The 15885-nt window shown below is 64.7% G+C and carries 14 protein-coding genes; 4 read left to right on the forward strand and 10 right to left on the reverse strand.

All coding sequences use genetic code 11. From position 1 onward, the window contains the following. Positions 1–173: 173 nt before the first annotated feature. From AB0H00_RS27655 to AB0H00_RS27670, 4 genes are read right to left on the reverse strand one after another with little or no spacing between them, the layout of a single operon-like run. Complete coding sequence (locus AB0H00_RS27655; protein ID WP_357271963.1) at positions 174–911, reverse strand: HAD-IA family hydrolase; 738 nt, start codon at positions 909–911, stop codon at positions 174–176. Next, positions 818–1786, reverse strand: a complete 969-nt coding sequence (locus AB0H00_RS27660; protein WP_357272046.1) for a BadF/BadG/BcrA/BcrD ATPase family protein — start codon at positions 1784–1786, stop codon at positions 818–820. The genes AB0H00_RS27655 and AB0H00_RS27660 overlap by 94 nt, the downstream gene beginning before the upstream one ends. Then, the gene (locus tag AB0H00_RS27665) at positions 1783–3090 is read right to left on the reverse strand and encodes a class I SAM-dependent methyltransferase (RefSeq protein WP_357271966.1); all 1308 of its coding nucleotides are present in this window, start codon (positions 3088–3090) and stop codon (positions 1783–1785) included. The genes AB0H00_RS27660 and AB0H00_RS27665 overlap by 4 nt, the downstream gene beginning before the upstream one ends. Further along, positions 3090–3995: an NAD(P)-dependent oxidoreductase gene (locus AB0H00_RS27670; protein ID WP_357271968.1), complete on the reverse strand. Its 906-nt coding sequence runs from the start codon at positions 3993–3995 to the stop codon at positions 3090–3092. Before AB0H00_RS27670 ends, AB0H00_RS27665 begins: the two co-directional genes overlap by 1 nt. A gap of 148 nt (positions 3996–4143) precedes the next feature. Here AB0H00_RS27670 and AB0H00_RS27675 point away from each other — a divergent pair, with 148 nt between their 5' ends. Beyond that, complete coding sequence (locus AB0H00_RS27675) at positions 4144–5364, forward strand: glycosyltransferase family 4 protein (RefSeq protein ID WP_357271970.1); 1221 nt, start codon at positions 4144–4146, stop codon at positions 5362–5364. 592 nt (positions 5365–5956) lie between these two features. Here the strand turns inward: AB0H00_RS27675 and AB0H00_RS27680 are convergent. Further along, positions 5957–6235 (reverse strand): DUF5994 family protein, encoded by a 279-nt coding sequence (locus tag AB0H00_RS27680; protein ID WP_357271972.1) that lies wholly within the window; start codon positions 6233–6235, stop codon positions 5957–5959. A gap of 368 nt (positions 6236–6603) precedes the next feature. Here AB0H00_RS27680 and AB0H00_RS27685 point away from each other — a divergent pair, with 368 nt between their 5' ends. Then, positions 6604–7887 carry an MFS transporter gene (locus AB0H00_RS27685; protein WP_357271974.1) on the forward strand — a complete coding sequence of 428 codons (1284 nt, stop codon included), beginning with the start codon at positions 6604–6606 and terminating at the stop codon, positions 7885–7887. 544 nt (positions 7888–8431) lie between these two features. On the opposite strand, the gene AB0H00_RS27690 is transcribed toward AB0H00_RS27685, so the two are convergent. After that, positions 8432–8623: a hypothetical protein gene (locus AB0H00_RS27690; protein WP_357271977.1), complete on the reverse strand. Its 192-nt coding sequence runs from the start codon at positions 8621–8623 to the stop codon at positions 8432–8434. Between the two features lie 135 nt (positions 8624–8758). Between AB0H00_RS27690 and AB0H00_RS27695 the strand changes: the two genes are divergently transcribed. After that, entirely contained in the window at positions 8759–8902 is a 144-nt protein-coding gene (locus AB0H00_RS27695) for a hypothetical protein (RefSeq protein WP_357271979.1), read from the forward strand. A 576-nt stretch (positions 8903–9478) separates the two neighbouring features. Continuing rightward, complete coding sequence (locus AB0H00_RS27700; RefSeq protein ID WP_357271981.1) at positions 9479–11059, forward strand: IS1182 family transposase; 1581 nt, start codon at positions 9479–9481, stop codon at positions 11057–11059. A gap of 332 nt (positions 11060–11391) precedes the next feature. Here the strand turns inward: AB0H00_RS27700 and AB0H00_RS27705 are convergent, their stop codons facing one another. From AB0H00_RS27705 to AB0H00_RS27720, 4 genes are all read right to left on the reverse strand, one after another. Then, positions 11392–11736, reverse strand: coding sequence for a hypothetical protein (locus tag AB0H00_RS27705; protein ID WP_357271983.1), 345 nt, complete (start codon positions 11734–11736; stop codon positions 11392–11394). 184 nt (positions 11737–11920) lie between these two features. Next, positions 11921–13282, reverse strand: coding sequence for a cytochrome P450 (locus AB0H00_RS27710; RefSeq protein WP_357271985.1), 1362 nt, complete (start codon positions 13280–13282; stop codon positions 11921–11923). 80 nt (positions 13283–13362) lie between these two features. Beyond that, positions 13363–14433 carry a hypothetical protein gene (locus AB0H00_RS27715; RefSeq protein WP_357271987.1) on the reverse strand — a complete coding sequence of 357 codons (1071 nt, stop codon included), beginning with the start codon at positions 14431–14433 and terminating at the stop codon, positions 13363–13365. Between the two features lie 30 nt (positions 14434–14463). Then, entirely contained in the window at positions 14464–15549 is a 1086-nt protein-coding gene (locus AB0H00_RS27720) for a polyprenyl synthetase family protein (RefSeq protein WP_357271989.1), read from the reverse strand. Positions 15550–15885 lie beyond the last annotated feature (336 nt).

A 15885-nucleotide genomic window follows, 5' to 3' on the forward strand; every position in this document is an offset into this window, starting at 1 on the left:
GGCATGATCAAGCAACGGCCGGCTTGTATCGGTTCCGGTCGAAAATCCATTGCATGTAGCAAGACTCGCTGAATCAGCGTTCTGTTCGAAAGAGAGGAATCTTCATGTCCGACAAGGCCCACAAGGACAAGGTGCTGGTATTGACTGGTCGCCGGAGGTCCACCTTCGTATTGTCAGCACGCCTCCACGGTCAAGGCCGTGAGATCATCGACGCACCACTCACATTCCAGTCGCTCGCGCTCGACCGTCGTGGTGATGCCGATGACGCGCATGCCGGCCGCTCGCGCCGCAGCGATCCCGGCCGGGGCGTCCTCCACCACCACGCACCCAGCTGGCTCGACGCCCAACCTGGCTGCGGCATGGAGGTATCCGTCCGGATGCGGTTTGCCCCGCTCGATATCGTCGGCGGTGACCAGGACTCCAGGTACCTCCAGGCCGGCGCAGCCGAGCCGGATCTCGGCCAGTCGGCGCCAAGCGGAGGTCACCACGGCCCAGCGTTCCGGGTCGAGCCGGTCCAGCAGCCGGCGCGCACCCTGGACCGCCGTGATACCGTCCCGGCAGTTCTCGCCGGCCTTGGTCAAATAAGCGAGCTCATTGGCGATGTCCAGATGCGGGGCCATGATCCGGACGGTTTCGTCGTTCCGGCGTCCATGCGATACCCGCAGCAGTTCGCCGATGTCCAGCCCGTGCCGCACACCCCAATCCCGCCACACCTGCTCGATGCACGCCTGCGAGTCGATCAGCGTGCCGTCCATGTCGAAGAGAAGTGCTTCGCAGGTAAGGGAATGACGGCGTGGCGGGGTCAGAACTTCGAGCTCTAGCACGGTGTGCCCATCAGCCAAACGTGCCTGTCCACATAGGCTCGGCTGATCGACGGCCGGTCGCCGGCTTCGGCGAGCCTGCGGGCGCACGACAGAACCTTCGCGGCGGGATCGGCGCAGACGGTCACCTGATGCGGACCGCTCGCTCGCTCGATGGCGACGCGGACAGCGGCGGCGAAGTCCGCGGAGCCGGTGACGAGACCTCCCGCGAGCACAGTGCCGTCCGCTGCGGACAGGCGCAGCAACTCGCGTATCCGCGCCGCCCCCGCGGCCAGCGCCTCAACCGCGGTGGCGATAACGGTTCCTGCGACATCGTCGCCGTCGAGCCAGCACTGGATCACCGTCGGTGCGAGACGCGCTACCTCTTGTTTGGGAAACGGGAGCGCCGCGAGTCGCCTGGCCTCGGCGGCGATGTCCCGACTCGCGCACTGAGACAGTGCCTCGGACAGGGCCGAGGGGCGACCGATGCCGTCGCGGGCCGATAACGCCGCCCGGAGGCCCTGCATGCCGATGTCGAAGGCGCTGCCCTGGTCCGCGCCGAGGTACTCGTGACTGCCCAACTGCACGACCGTTTCCCCGTCGCCACCGAGAAACCCGCTTCCGGTACCAGCGATTACGACGGCCCCTCGGTCGGTCAACGGCGGCGCGAAGAGCATGGGTACGGCGTCGTTGGAGGCCACCAGCAGCCGAGATCCCTCGGGGAGCAGTCCGCGTATCACGGAGAGTTCCCCGGCCGCGGTCTCCGCGACGATGCCCGCCGTGGCGAGCCAGCCGACCGAAACTTGTCCGTTGGTGGCGTCGGTGACGATGTCGAACGTTTCGCGCAGCCGATCCCGCGCGGCTGTCTCGCCGACCGTCGCGCGATTGATCGAACCGATCTCCCGCCGGATGTCGGGCCTGCCGGGCGCCTGAACGGAAATCCGCGTCCGCGTCCCTCCCGCGTCAATACCGTAGACGGCAGTCAGCGGCCGTTCTCCTTACCCAGTGCGGTTTCTCGCAGTTCGCCGTCGACCATCCGGACAAGCGATGGCTCCGGCAGCGGAAAGATCATGCCGCCACCGGAGTCGAGAAAGTCTCGTTCCCGCGTCAGAAAGGCGTCCCGGAAATGCCAGGGCAGCACGAAAAAGTAGTCCGGCTTCGCTTGCCGGGACTCTTCCTCGGACACCATAGGGATCTCGGTACCCACGGTCCGCAGGCCCCACTTGTCCTGGTTGCGCTCCGCCGCAAGCGGGAAATGACGATGATCCAGCCCGAAGTACTGGAGGATCGTGTTGCCCTTGGTCGACGCGCCGTAGATGTGCATGACCTTACCGTCGGAGAGTTCGCTCTCCACGAAGTCCCGGACCTCCTGCCGGATTTCGGCTATCCGGCTTGCGAACTTCCGGTAGGTATCGGCCTCGGTCAATGCCAGCGCACGCTCCGTGCAGGCCAGTTCCTCGACCCGGTCACTACCGCCGCCCGACTGCCACCGTTCATCGGTGTGCGCCCCATGCTGGATGTAGAGGCGGAAACTTCCGCCGTTGACGTCGTTCAGCTCGACGTCCTTGATTTCCAGCCCGTGCGCCCGGACCAGCCGGTCCATCACGTCGAGCGAGTAGTAGCCGACGTGCTCGTGGCAGATGTTGTCAAAGTTGTTGCCGGACAGCATCGTGGGCAGATAAGCCATCTGTACCACCCAAAGCCCGTCCGGGGCCAGGATGCGGGCGATGTCGGCAACGAAATCATGGGGCTGCTCGAGGTCGTAGAACATCGCGATCGACGTGATCACCCGCGCCCTCGCCGCCGAACCGAGAGCGCGGCTGAACGCGTCCGCGTTGAAGAATTCCGGCACGATCAGGTCGGTGCCGGCGGCAGCCTCGGGTTGAAGGTTCTCGGCGGGCTCGAAGCCCACCAGTTTCAGATCATCACGCTGGTAGCTCCGAAGCAAGGTGCCATCGTTCGCACCAATGTCGACGACGATGTCCCCGGCCACGAGTGGCACCGCTGCCTGCGCTGCGGCGGTGATGTCGGCCAGCGCCATTCGCATGGACTCGTTGGTGCCCGACCGGTACCAGTACTGCGTATACAACAGCGACGAGTCGACGGCCTGGTGTTTGAGTTGGAGGAACGCGCAGCCGCCTTCGTCCGGGTCGCAGAGTGCCAGAACCAGTGGCGCGAAAAGAGGTTCGGCTCCGTCTGCGAAATCCGACACCGCAAGCTCCCCCAGGTCAAGCACCTCGCGCAGGGCGGGCGAGCCGCAGATCCGGCAAGTGTCCCGTTCGTCAGTCATCACGCCACCAGCCTGACCGCGGTCGTCAATTCGGCAAGCCCAGTCTCGAGGTCGATTTCCGTTGTGAAGCCCTTCGCGCGGATCTTCTCGTATGACACCTCGTAGTCACGCTGATCGGGATCGGCGGCAAATTCGGCGAAGTGTAGATAACAGTTGATGCGTTCACGGATTCTATCCACGATGTCAGCCTTCGATAGGTTTAACGTCTCATCGCCCACGTTGTAGACGTCGTCGACGACGGAATCCCAGTTCCGCAGCGCGAAGGCGATCGACCTCGCCATGTCCCGGACATGAATCAGCGTCCGCCGGGAATCGCCCTGATAGACAACCAGGTTGCCGCGGTGGACGGCTTGGTGCACGAAATCGTTGACGAGTAAGTCGACGCGCATGGACGGACTCACCCCGAACGCCGTCGCGTAGCGGTAGACAACGCTGTTCCCGCCCTCCAGCACCAGTTGCTCGGCGGCCGCCTTCGATCGCCCGTACAGAGTGAGCGGGTTGAGTTCGGTCTGCTCCGTACAGATGGCGTCACGGACCTTTCCGTAGACACTTCCAGTGGAGGCGAACAGAACTCGCTGATCACGCTCCCGAAGTTCGACCAGGCGGCGGGTGGCGTCCACGTTCATCGCCCAGGCATACGCCGGCTCACGTTGACAGGCCGGGTGACCCACGATCGCCGCGAGGTGGACTACAGCATCGACGCCCTCCAGCGCGGACGCCAGCGCCTCATCGTCCAACATGTCCCGGTGGACCAACTCGAAACGGGGATGCGCACAACAGGAAAGGAGTCCCCTGCCACCGGTCCTCATGTAGTCAATTACTCTGACTTGATGTCCCTCCGCGAGAAGGAGGGGCACTAATACGGAACCAACATAACCGGCACCGCCAGTGACAAGAATACGCATGGCGTACCGCTTTCTTCTTGTTCGGTCGTGTGGCAAGGATTCAACAACCGCTTGCTTTGGATCGCAACCTCGCCACAGTGAGACATAAGATACCGAAGAAGTCGCCGCACCACCATCTTTGATTTTCGATCACACTGGAGGGTCTGCCATGGACACGAGCCGCACGAACGGTGCCTACCAAGGCGCCCGATCCCGCGTGCTGTTCGTATCGCCGGAAATGCCGTGGCCGACGGTGGGCGGCCTACGAATCCGCTGCGGAATGCTGCTTCGTCGCGCCCTCGACGAAGCAAAAGTCGATCTTGTCGTGGTCGCCCCGGACGCGGACATCGCCCGCGACACCGCCGCGGTGCCCGAACTCCCTGGCCTGAGCACCCATATCTTCGCCGACGAGTCGGCTCCCGGACCCGCTCCGGACCGCGCGTCGCGATCGGCCACCGAGCTCATGCGGCGCCTGGCCACCGAAACCGGCGGCTACGACGTCGTTCATCTGGAACGACACTTCTTGTTGCCCCTGGTCCCGCCGGAGCTGCGGTCCCGCTCCGTCGTGGTCGACTACAACATCGAGTCGCAGCTCCTGGCGCAGCGGGCGGAGACGGGCGACCTCGTGTCGGCCGCCGAAATCAACGAACTGCGTCGGCGCGAGCTGTCGGCGTGGCGAGGAGCGGGAGCGGTCGTCGCGCTCAGCCCCGAAGACGCTGAGGAGATGCACCACCGGGATCCGGCGGTGCATCCGCATCTGATCCCGAACGGCTGGGATCACCTGCCACAGGCCCCATCGCGACCGCCCGACGAGGGTCAGCTGACCTCGCCACGGCTGTTCTTCGTCGCTGACTACGACTACCCACCTAACCGAGACGCATTCGCCTGGCTGATAGCCGAGGTCTTTCCGCGAATCCGCGAGCGGGTCCCGCAAGCCCGGCTGGTGCTCGCCGGAAAGAATCTCACCCCGGAGCTGGCCCGGCTGAGCGAGGAATGCGCGGGCGCGGAGCTGCTCGGCTACGTTGACAATCTCCCGGCAGAGCTGGATCGGTCCGACATCGTGCTGTGCCCGCTGCGGATCGGCGGCGGTGTGAAGGTCAAGATGATCGAGGCGATCCGGCGATCCTGCTTGCTGGTGTCCACGACTGTCGGCGGAATCCAAGGCATACCCGAACCGCTGCGGTCGGCCGTCTGCTTCGCCGATGACGCGGACACGTTCGCTGGTCACGTGATACGGCTGTGCGCGGACCCGCAGGAAAGAAGTCGCCGGCGCGCCGAACTGAGGGCGGGTCAGTGGGCCGCGCCGACGTGGGAAGAGTCCTCGGTTCGGATGCTGCGACTGTGGTCGCGGCTTTCGGCGAAGGTTGACAGCTCGCCCTGTCAAGCCTGATGCGCGACCAGACCACACCCGGCGGGGCAGCTCGGCGCTGGAAACGGCCTCCAAAGGAGTGGTTCGCGCAATGACCACATCAGTGGAGCTAAGGGGACTCGAACCCCTATGTCCACTTTTGTAAACGTCCTGCTCATAGGCTTGGCGACCTGGGTCATTGCGGGGTCTTAACAGGTCTTTCAAGACACTCGAGTTCGTTTCGCGCCCCAACGTAGCACTTTTGTGGTGACGCCGTCATCGCGAGGTCAACGGGTCCCGGTAGGTTGAACTGGTGACGGCGTCACCATCTCTCGGCCGCGTCGGAGGGAACTGTTGGCATGTCCTGCCGTTCCCGGCCCAGCGGCCGGGCACTCGGCCCCAGAGGCACCGCCGCCCGCCGCTCGTTCACGCTAGCCGAGGCCCGCGATTTCGAATTGCTCGCTGCCCACACCAGCGGTGACCGGCACGCTCGCCTACGCCGAACTGTTCCGCCGCCGCCGAGACGGGACCACTTTCGACAAGAGTCACGTTAAGCGGTTTCGTTATGACTGAGCAGGGCGGCCGGGGCGTGCTCTACCACAGACAATTCTGCGGAGTCACCTGCTCCACGAGTTCACACAAGATCTCGATCTCGTACATGCGACCAGCTTGTTACCGACGGCTCGTTCTGCGGTGGTGGGGCGACGGCGGCCATGAGCGCGGTGCGGGCGTCGGTGCTCGACGGGATCACCTGCAGCACGATCATGTCGTCGGCTCCGCCGAGGATGTAGAGGGTGTTGCCGAGCTCGAATGGGTAGGCATCGAGTTGAACTGGGCAGCCGCTCACGATGACGCGCCTGGGCGCCGGTAGCCAGCTCAGCTGGTCGTAGACGACTTGCGGCAAAGGTCCCAATCGGATTGCCAGTACTGGGCGGATTCAACTGGTCGTCGCAACACATGACTGTTGCAGCGATCGTAGATGCTCGGGGCCACAACGCGCCATCGATGTGCCCGGTATGCCGGTTTTTCGGCTTCAGTCTCAGTCGAGGTGTGAACTCCGAGCCGGACGCGATGCCTGGCGGGTCGCCCGTATACGCGCATCGGTGTCATCGCGCACTCCCGCCCGGCGGTCTCCCGACCGCCCTACTGGTGCGTACCTCCAGTAGACGCCTTCTGTGAATCTGTCAACGTTGTAGGTCTACGCCCGCCTGAACCGGGACAGTGAGCAAGGCCATCTTCCCGCTGCTGAGAGGTGGGGTGTCCGGTGTGTATCGCTTGACCATGAGCAACTTCGTACCCGCCCGAGCTCCGGAATCACAATCCACGGCTGCTGAACCGACCGACGATGTATCGACGCTTCCGCGCAAGGATTGGCATATCCCGGCCATATTGGCGTTGACACTCGGTGGGTTCGGTATCGGTACCACCGAATTTATCGCCATGGGTTTGCTGCCGGATGTCGCACGTGCCATGACGGTGTCCGAACCCACTGCCGGGCACGCCGTTTCGGCCTATGCCCTCGGAGTGGTGGTCGGTGCTCCCCTGATCGCGGCGCTGTCCGCGAGGATGCCCCGCAAGCGGCTGCTGATCGCATTGATGATCGGATTCACTGTGGGCAATGCCGCCTCGGTGGTGGCGCCCTCGTTCGAAACGCTCGTTCTCGCCCGGTTCGTCTCCGGATTGCCGCACGGCGCCTATTTCGGGGTGGCATCGCTGGCCGCCGCCACCTTGGCTCCGGTAGGACAGCGTGCCAAAGCGGTGGCAGTCGTCATTCTGGGATTGTGCGCCGCCAACGTGGTCGGCGTGCCGGCCGCCACATGGCTCGGTCAGCACCTCGGTTGGCGTAGCGGATACGCGGTGGTCGCGGTCATCGGAGCAGCCACCGTCGTCGCCATCGCGCGATTCGTTCCCGAGCTGAACGGAATTAGGGTGACCGATCCGCACACCGAACTCGGTGCGCTCCGGCGCCCCCAGGTGCTGCTCACCTTAGCGGTGGGGGCCATCGGTTTCGGCGGCATGTTCGCCGTTTTCACCTACATCGCCACGACGCTCACCGATGTGGCCGGTATGGGGCAGGATCTGGTGCCGATCGTGCTGATGCTGTTCGGGGCGGGCATGGTCACCGGCAATATACTCGGCGGTGTGCTGGCCGATCGCGGGGTGGACCGCGCGGTGTTCGTGTCATTGCTCTCGATGGTTGTCATCCTCGCCGGATTCGTTGTCGCCGCACGTAATCCGTACACCGCCGGCATCGGCACCTTCCTGGTCGGAGCATCGAGCGCCGCGCTTGCGCCCGGATTGCAGACCCGGCTGATGGATGTGGCCCATGATGCGCAAACCTTGGCCGCCGCGCTCAATCACGCCGCACTGAATATGGCGAATGCTTCGGGCGCCTGGTTGGGCGGGTTGGTTATCGCTGCCGGGTACGGCTACACCGCACCCGCGGCGGTCGGTGCCGGACTCGCCGTCGGGGGAGTGGCGCTGTTCACGGTTACCGTGTGGCTCGCGCGCGGCGCCTTGGGGACCGGACTCCACCGGCCGATCGGGCAGCCCGGCGGGGCATGACGGCTCCACCTCGTACCCGGTCCGGTGCGGACGCCCCTGGGTGGGTTGGGAATTCGCAACTTCGGGCAAGCCGTCGCCGGATGGCGAAGGTCATGAAGGTGCGGGCCAGAAGGCGGGTTGTCGGGCCGTCGGCAAACCAATCGTCGATATCGTGCTGTTGTGCATTCGGCCAAGAGGGTTTCCCGTGCTCTCAGCCAGTTCAGGAAATCCAACGCGGCCCTTGATTGCTGGCGGACGGTCGAGAAGGCCGAGGCACGCAGGGCACCTGGCGGTGGTGCCATCGGATGTAGGTGGCGAGGACCTGGCGATCGTCGGCCGCGGCGATCGCGCTGAGCAGATCGGCCGTCCATCATCGAACTTCGGCAGTCCGGGATTGCGCTGTGGCAGAAGCCCGGTCGACATGAGAAGTTCGCGCAGGTAGCGGACGCTGTGGGAGCGTGGCAGGGCGGAGAACGGTCGGCCGAGACGATTCGAATTGTCCCTACTCGCGCGCTCGTACGCCCGGAACCACGGCTCATGCTGCGAATTTGGGATTCCCAGGCGATCAAGGCGAGTGCGAGAGTCTGTCGGCGAGGAAACGAGGTTCCTGTGACCATCCGTGGATCGTTGCCACGCCGTTGATCTCCGCGTCGGCAGCGAGCTCATGAAAGCTGCCTTGCCCAGGATCCTTGCGATGCAGCTCCGCCAAGGCGGCATGTAGGTCAGCGCGGGTGTTGATTCCCTTTGGTTCGATCATCACCCCGCCTGCTTGCACCGCCACGCTGTTCGGTTCCGTTCGGAGCATACTTCTGGTTGTGCCCTGTTTGCAGGTCGCTTCAACAGCTTCGCGCTCCGAATGCGACTGAACATGTAGTTGCCTGACCGTAGGTTCATGACACCGATCGACATCATCGCCTACATCGGCGGCACCGTCCTTGTCCTCCACGCCGCTGTCCAGGTGACCGGCGCACTGGCGGCGTTGCTGCGTTCGTGCAAGCAGGTGGTCAGCGCCGTGCGCGACCTTCGTGCCCACTGATTCACATCAAGAATTAAATGACACCAACACCGAGGAGTCGACCGGGCGAGCGTTCCGCATAAAGCCCCTTCTGATCGGCGTGGCGAGCGGGGCCGCCGTATCCCAGATTGTGAAGGCCGCAACCGACTTTCCGCAGAGCTGGAAAGACTTCCTTGATATGACTGTCCCGGGCCGACGTGCCAGTTTCTTAGGATTCTCTCGACTGAATCCGAATTGAACCACCACAGAGTTCCCCACCTGCGGTTATGCACTGATTTGGCTCGACGCCGCACCCATCCTTTCTGCATAACCGCAGGTAGAACGGGTGACGTGACGCAGTGTCTGTGTCCGGAGGGGGATACATGCGTTAACCACAGAGATCGACCTGCGGAAACGGTAGGACCAAAGCCATGGGGCCAGGTCCCTGGTGCTCCCCGGCGATGAGGATTCGCCGAACACCGCTTTCAGATCGCGGTTTCAGTGAGACGAACGCTTACGGTGCACTTAAATGCGGGAGCCTAGGCGGATGCCCGGACGGCCGCTAGGTGGTTGGTGTTTTTCATGCGGTGCGGGCCTGTCTCGAGCAGAATGCTTCGGGTGACGTTGGGGCGTGTGCCGAGTCAGGGTGATCTGCTGCGGTCGACGGTCGAGTTCTGCGCCGGGCGGGTGGGTGAGGACTCGATTTATGGTGTGTTGCACCGGGAATGTGTCCGGTTGTTCCCGGATGAGATGTTCGCTGATCTGTTCACCGATGTCGGGCGGCGGTCGGTGCCGCCGATGATCGTGGCGGTGGTGATGGTGCTGCAGCGGGTCGAGGGGCTTTCGGATCGGGAGGCGGTGGAGCGGTTCGCGTTCGATGCCCGTTGGAAGTACGCGGCCGGGGGCCTGGATTTCGACTATCCGGGGTTTGTGCACACCGTTCTGGTCGATATGCGGGCCCGGCTGGCGCGTTCGGAGCGGCCGAACCGCATCTTCGACACCGTGCTGCAAGTCGCGCACCGGGCAGGGCTGGTAGGCCGTCGCCGGGTGCTGGACTCGACCCCGTTGTATGACGCGGTGGCCACGATGGACACCATCACCCTGGTCCGGTCGGCGATCCGGGGCCTGCTCACCGCCGCCGATGCGGAGCTGGCAACGATGTTGCGGGCGCGGGTGAGCAGCGGTGACGATTACGCCAGCGCGGCCAAACCGGTGATCGATTGGGACGACGAAGCCGCCCGCGCCCAGTTGATCGATTCCCGCGCCGGTGACGCGATGGCAATGCTGGCGGTGCTCGACGGGTGTGAACTCGACGAGCCGACGGGCAGGGCCGCGCAGCTGCTGGCCACCGTGGTGGGCCAGGACATCGCCGAAGGCGATGACGGATGTTTCCGTATCGTGCGGGGTACCGCCGCGGACCGGGTGATCTCCACCGTCGATCCCGAGACCCGTCACGGGCACAAGACCTCGGCTCGCGGGTTCGACGGTTACAAGGGCCATCTCGCCGTCGATCCCGACAGCGAGATCATCGCCGCCACCACCGTCACCCCCGGCAATGCCGGTGACGCCGACGCCGCCGAGGGCCTGCTCGCCGATATCCTGCCCGCCGAAGCCGAAGCCGAAGCCGGTGGGGTGGCGGTGTTCGGTGATGCCGCTTGCGGCGCGGGTGAGTTTCTGAAGCGGTTGGACGACAACGGGATTGGCAACCGGATCAAGGGGCAGCCCTCACCGTCGGTGAAAGGGTATTTCGCCAAGGACCGCTTCACCATCGACCTGGACCGGCGGACGGTGACTTGCCCGGCAGGGGTCACCGCGACGATCGGCGCCCGCACCGGGCGTCGGACCGGCACCGCCTGTTTGGGCGTCGCCTGCACCGGGTGCCCACTGCGCGCGCAGTGCACCACCGCGGCCGGTGGCCGCACGATCACGGTCGGTGCTTTCGAGGAATACCTGGTCACCGGTCGTGAGCGCCAACGCGATCCGGCTTGGAAGGCCGACTACCGTGCCACCCGGCCCAAGGTGGAACGCAAGATCGGGCACCTGATGCGCCGCCGCCACGGCGGACGCCGCGCCCGCATGCGCGGACGAGTCGAAGTCGCCGCCGACTTCGGACTGCTCGCCGCTGCGCACAACCTCGCCCGCCTCGCCGTCCTCGGCATCGCCCACACCACAGGCGGTTGGACCGCAGCCCCCGCCTGACACCCATCCATCGAGCCCGTACGCCCGACACCATGAGCCCGAACATCAATAGCCACAACCGGATTTGTCCGACTACCGCCAGCAACCGCCGATACCGGTCGACTGATAAGCCCGCACCAACCAGCTCACGTCACCGATGAAACACACCCATTCGACACCAACCACCTAGGTCCGGTCCATCGGCGGCGCCGCGGACTCGCGAACAACGACGTCGAACCCAACGTGGGCCATGGAACTCGGGCTCGCAGGGCAAGGCATCGCCGCACTGGTCTGTGACCGCACCGAGCAGTCAGCTGCAAGTCCGCTTCAGCGTCGGATGCTCGGGTAGGAATCTACTTGCGCCAGCCGTGCTGCTCGAACAATGCACGCAACTCGCCCGGGGTAGTAGCCGTGTAGGCTGCTAGCTCGTTGCGCAAGGCTTGTGTGAGCGACGGCCACCGGCAGCTGGTTTCCGCACGCTCGAGCCCCAGTCGTTCGGGAAGACCCCACGCCACTTGCGGATCCAGCACCACCATGCTCGTCTGGTCGCGCGCAGCGAAGCCGCCGTCACCACTGCCCAGGAACACCCACACGATCACCCCGGGAAAGTCGGCGTTCTTGCGCGCCACTGTCATACCGTCGCGAGCAGCACCTTTCACCATCACCGGCAGCACCCACGCCAGATCCGTGTCGGCCACAAGGCAATCGTCTGTAAGTGTTTGTGGTGGCCGGGAGGGCATGCCGGTAGGCGTCATCAGCTGGAACGACATCCTCACCCAGCGTTTGCTCGACCAACGCGTGATGGACGCGCCACGAAACGCGGACCGATAGGTGTCGTTTGAACGATGCTGTCATTCCGCTGGTTTTCGAGCGTCTCGGATCTCACCTATCGTGCAGCAGTCCCGATCGGGCAGTTTGTGGTGTAGTACGTGCAGTAGCGTGCATCCGCAGTTGCCGAGGTTGCGCTACTACGGCGAGGGTGGGCCTGGTGTCGATGCCGGGGAGGGTCCGCAGCCGCCAGCGCGCGGCAATCGTTGCCAGGACCAGAGTTGCCTCGGTCATGGCGAAGGTGTCGCCGATACATTTGCGGGCACCGGTGGCGAACGGCACCATCGTATGACGTGGGGGGTGGTGTGGTGAGGCCGGGTCGAACCGGTCAGGGTCGAACCGATCGGGGTCGGGATACAGGTCTGGCCGGTGGTGGATCAGATACGAGCTGTAGATCACGGTGGTGCCCGCAGGCAGCCAGTGCCTGCCGAGTTGGGTGTCTTCGGTCACCGTACGCGTGGCCACCCAGAGCGGTGGACGTAAGCGCAGGACTTCGGTTAAGACCTGGCCGGTGAATGGCAGGTTAGGTAGGTCCTCGTGGCAGGCAGAGCCCCCGGCCAGAACTGTATCAACCTCAGCGTGCAGGCGAGCGGCGATATTGGGGTGCTGGTCGAGCAGGAGCAACGCCCACGCCAACACTGTGGCGGCGGTATCGGTGCCAGCGAAGAAGAACGTGAGGACATGGTCGATGACCTCGGCGTCGCTCAACTGCCCGCCGTCGCTGTCACGGGCGGTGAGCATCGTCGCGAACAGATCACCGTGATCGGTCCCCTCGGCGCGGCGCGCGGAGACGAGCTCGGCGAGTATTGTGCGCGCTTCGATAGCCGCCTGCGCGCAGGCGCGGTTGCCCAGGATCGGCCATCGTCGCAGCCACTCCGGCATCAGCACCTGCCGAATTACACCTGCAAGGATGACCTCGGCATCGTGGTGCAGCCGGTTCTGGGCCGATTCCGGGATCGCATGGTTGAACAGTGTCGCAGCGATCACCTTGCCGGCGAACGTGCGAAGTTGTGTTTTGACGTCGATGATCTGGCCGTCATGCCAGGAATCGACCATCTCGGTGAGCGTCCGGGTCATCACCGGCGCATACCCTGCGACACGGTCTGGGTGGAACGCTGGTTGTAGCAGCCGTCGCTGGCGCCGATGCTTCGCATGTGGGCAGGTCGCCAAGCCTTCGCCGGTCATGTTCCTGCCGCTGTCGTACAACGGCCCGCCTTTGTCGAAGACGCGGTCGTCGCGCAGCACCTGCCAGGTAAGGTAAGGATCGCAGACCACCACTGCGGTGAACGGCCCGAGACCGATACCCACCAGATCACCGTGCGCGGACAGAGACTCCAGGAAACGAAACGGATCGCGCAGCAGGGGCACCAGATGACCCAGGCCCGGCAACCGATGCGGTGCCACCGTGATCGGCACGGTCGTGCCTTTTCCCGAATCGCCGCGGTGAGGCTTTACCCTGCCAATCCCTCGCGGCCGGTCCCGACAAGCACGGTGGTTCATGGGAGTTGGTCCCACCACCAGGCGATGGTGGGGTATGGCAGGGGTGTGGTGGTGGTCTCGCTGGGGGCGTGTGTGCGGGTGACGGTGTAGGGGCTGTCGGTGAGAAGGTAGCGGGTGGCGGTGGCGCCGAAGGTGAGGTTGCCGCTGACCACGCGGTCGAGACCGGTAAGGTAGCGGGTCAGGGCGTGGTCGGCGGTGGGGAGCAGATGCTCGCGGAGCCGCAGGTAGCAGGTCAGCATGCGGTCGCGGATCGCGACCGCTTCGGCGGCGGCCTGGTGCAGGGTGTGGTCTGGGTGGTCGTGGCGGACCGCGTCGATCAGGTTCGCTTTGTGGACGGGAAGGTTGCGTTCACGGTGGTAGGAGTATCGGTCGTTGTCCAGTGCGGCGGCGAACATGCTGGATTCGGCGGCCGCGCGTACGGTGGGGTGGGCCCACCGCTGTTCGTCGAGCTCGATGCCCTCGACCGCATCGAGGTAGGAGGCGCAGGAATATATCCCGGCGGCGGCGCCTCGCATGGCGAGGTAGTCGTTGACTGTCAACGGGATGTCGCGTTCGCGGAGGCTGGCCTCCCAAGCCATGTGGTAGAGCCATGACCCTTGGCCTACGGTGAACCGCTGCCACTGGACCGGGGTCAGCAGGGTCCGCAGGCGACCGAATACATCGGCCAGGGCGAGGTCGGCCGTAGCGGTGGCCTCGGGGTATGAGTCGGGTGAGCGGATGATGCGTTCCCACCGGCCCAGGCGTGCAAGGATGTCACGAAGTGGCTCGGTCGTTTCGAGGACGGTGTTGGCGACCCAGGCCCATGCGTTGTAGTCGGCGAGGGCTTGCGTGAGGGCACCGGTTGCATGTGGGAACAGATGCGCGACCGACCCGGCGCCAGTCAGCGCCACCATGGTGGTGTGTTGGGTGTCGCCGTCGCCGAGGTCGAAGCGCTTGGCCCAAGCCAGGGTACGTTCGTACAACCGGTTGGCGTCGGGGTTGGTTTCTTCGACAAGGACAGGTGGGCAGTAGAACGATAGCAGGGTGGCGAACACACTGGTGGAATCGCCGGTTGGGGTCGTGGTCATGGCTTACTCCCTCCGGTCCGGGGGGTCAGGTCAGTGATCGCGGCGGGTTATGTATTGAGCCAGGTTGGTCAGTTTGGCCAGCATGGCCGGATCACAACTGTCGCTGTGCAGCGAGGTCAGGGCGGTAGTGAAATGGTGGGTGGCTTGGCGTAATGCCCAGTCGTGGCCGCCGGCCTCCTCGATCAGGGCCGCGGCTGTGTGGAGGTCCTGCTCGTCCAGAGGAGTGGGCCGCTGATACAGTGCGGCGAGTTCGTGACTAGCGGGGCAGTCGGCGGCCAGCGCGGCCACCACTGGCAGGGATTTCTTGCGGGACCGCAAATCGGAGCGCTCTGGCTTGCCAGTACGGGCGGTGGTCCCCCAGATCCCCAGCAGGTCGTCGGCGAGCTGATAGGCGAGTCCAAGGTGATGGCCCATCGTATGGAACCGTTCGATCACTGCCGGATCCGCCGCGCCGGCCAATGCCCCCAACGCGCAGGCCGCGGCAAGTAGAGCACCGGTCTTACCGGAGGCCACCGCCAGAGCATCCTCCAGTGTGACCGTGGCCTGCCCGGCCAGAGCGGCGTCTGCGTGCTCGCCGGCCACCAGATGCTGACCGGCCTGGTTCAACCACCCCACCCCTACGGTGTTCAGCGGAGCATCAGCACGGCCGAGGGTCTGGTTGGCTAGGAAGAACAACGCGTCCCCGGCCAGGATCGCCGCCGGGATCCCGAACGCAGACCACACCGCCGGTCGGGACCGACGTTGTGAGTCGCCATCGATGATGTCGTCGTGGATGAGCGAGGCATTGTGGACCAGTTCCACGGCCACCGCCGCTGAGACCGCTGCAGCACGGTCGCTACCCACCGCATCGGCGCAGGCCAGCACCAGCGCCGACCGAAACCCCTTGCCCCAGTTGCCGTCCTTGCCGAGATAAGTGCGTCCGTCGGTCGTGGCCCAGCCGAAGTGGTAGCAGGCCACATCCGCCACGGGTCGCGGCAAAGTCGCGATGGCGTCCCGCAGGGATGGGCCTACTACGGCGCGGGCCTGCTCCAGTAACTCGGTAGCCGTGAGCTCCGACGGAGCCTGCCGCTCGACACAATCGGCCAGTGCCGAGGGCGAAAGTGCGTCCGTTGTCATGGTCTGCTCCTGCAATGGCAATTCTTGGAACGATGTCGGCGAGCATTGAGCGACCTTGAACCGCACCCTCGGTGGCACCCTTCGGGCGATCGTCGACGATCGGATTCAGCGTTATCCCGTTGGTCGGATGTCGAAAGTGGTTGCTGTCCTGTCACTAAGCATGCACTGTCCTCGACTCGGTCGTCGTGGCCCACTGAGCACGACCGGAATGAAGCGGTATCTACATCCGGATCGAATGGCGGACGCTCCGCAAGAATACACTTTCACGCATCATGGGCATGCGAATACCGAATAAGTCTCCGACCGCGAGCACGGCGATCATCACGGCAATGCTGA

The organism is Nocardia sp. NPDC023852, assembly GCF_040639505.1.
Taxonomy (GTDB): domain Bacteria; phylum Actinomycetota; class Actinomycetes; order Mycobacteriales; family Mycobacteriaceae; genus Nocardia.

Excerpts from the sequence above, each read along its gene's own strand:
- AB0H00_RS27665 (WP_357271966.1), bottom strand. The coding sequence starts at position 3,090 with ATGACTGACGAACGGGACACTTGCCGGATCTGCGGCTCGCCCGCCCTG.
- AB0H00_RS27670 (WP_357271968.1), bottom strand. The coding sequence starts at position 3,995 with ATGCGTATTCTTGTCACTGGCGGTGCCGGTTATGTTGGTTCCGTATTA.
- AB0H00_RS27695 (WP_357271979.1), top strand. The coding sequence starts at position 8,759 with ATGACACCGATCGACATCATCGCCTACATCGGCGGCACCGTCCTTGTC.
- AB0H00_RS27720 (WP_357271989.1), bottom strand. The coding sequence starts at position 15,549 with ATGACAACGGACGCACTTTCGCCCTCGGCACTGGCCGATTGTGTCGAG.
- AB0H00_RS27690 (WP_357271977.1), bottom strand. The coding sequence starts at position 8,623 with ATGATCGAACCAAAGGGAATCAACACCCGCGCTGACCTACATGCCGCC.
- AB0H00_RS27675 (WP_357271970.1), top strand. The coding sequence starts at position 4,144 with ATGGACACGAGCCGCACGAACGGTGCCTACCAAGGCGCCCGATCCCGC.
- AB0H00_RS27685 (WP_357271974.1), top strand. The coding sequence starts at position 6,604 with ATGAGCAACTTCGTACCCGCCCGAGCTCCGGAATCACAATCCACGGCT.
- AB0H00_RS27715 (WP_357271987.1), bottom strand. The coding sequence starts at position 14,433 with ATGACCACGACCCCAACCGGCGATTCCACCAGTGTGTTCGCCACCCTG.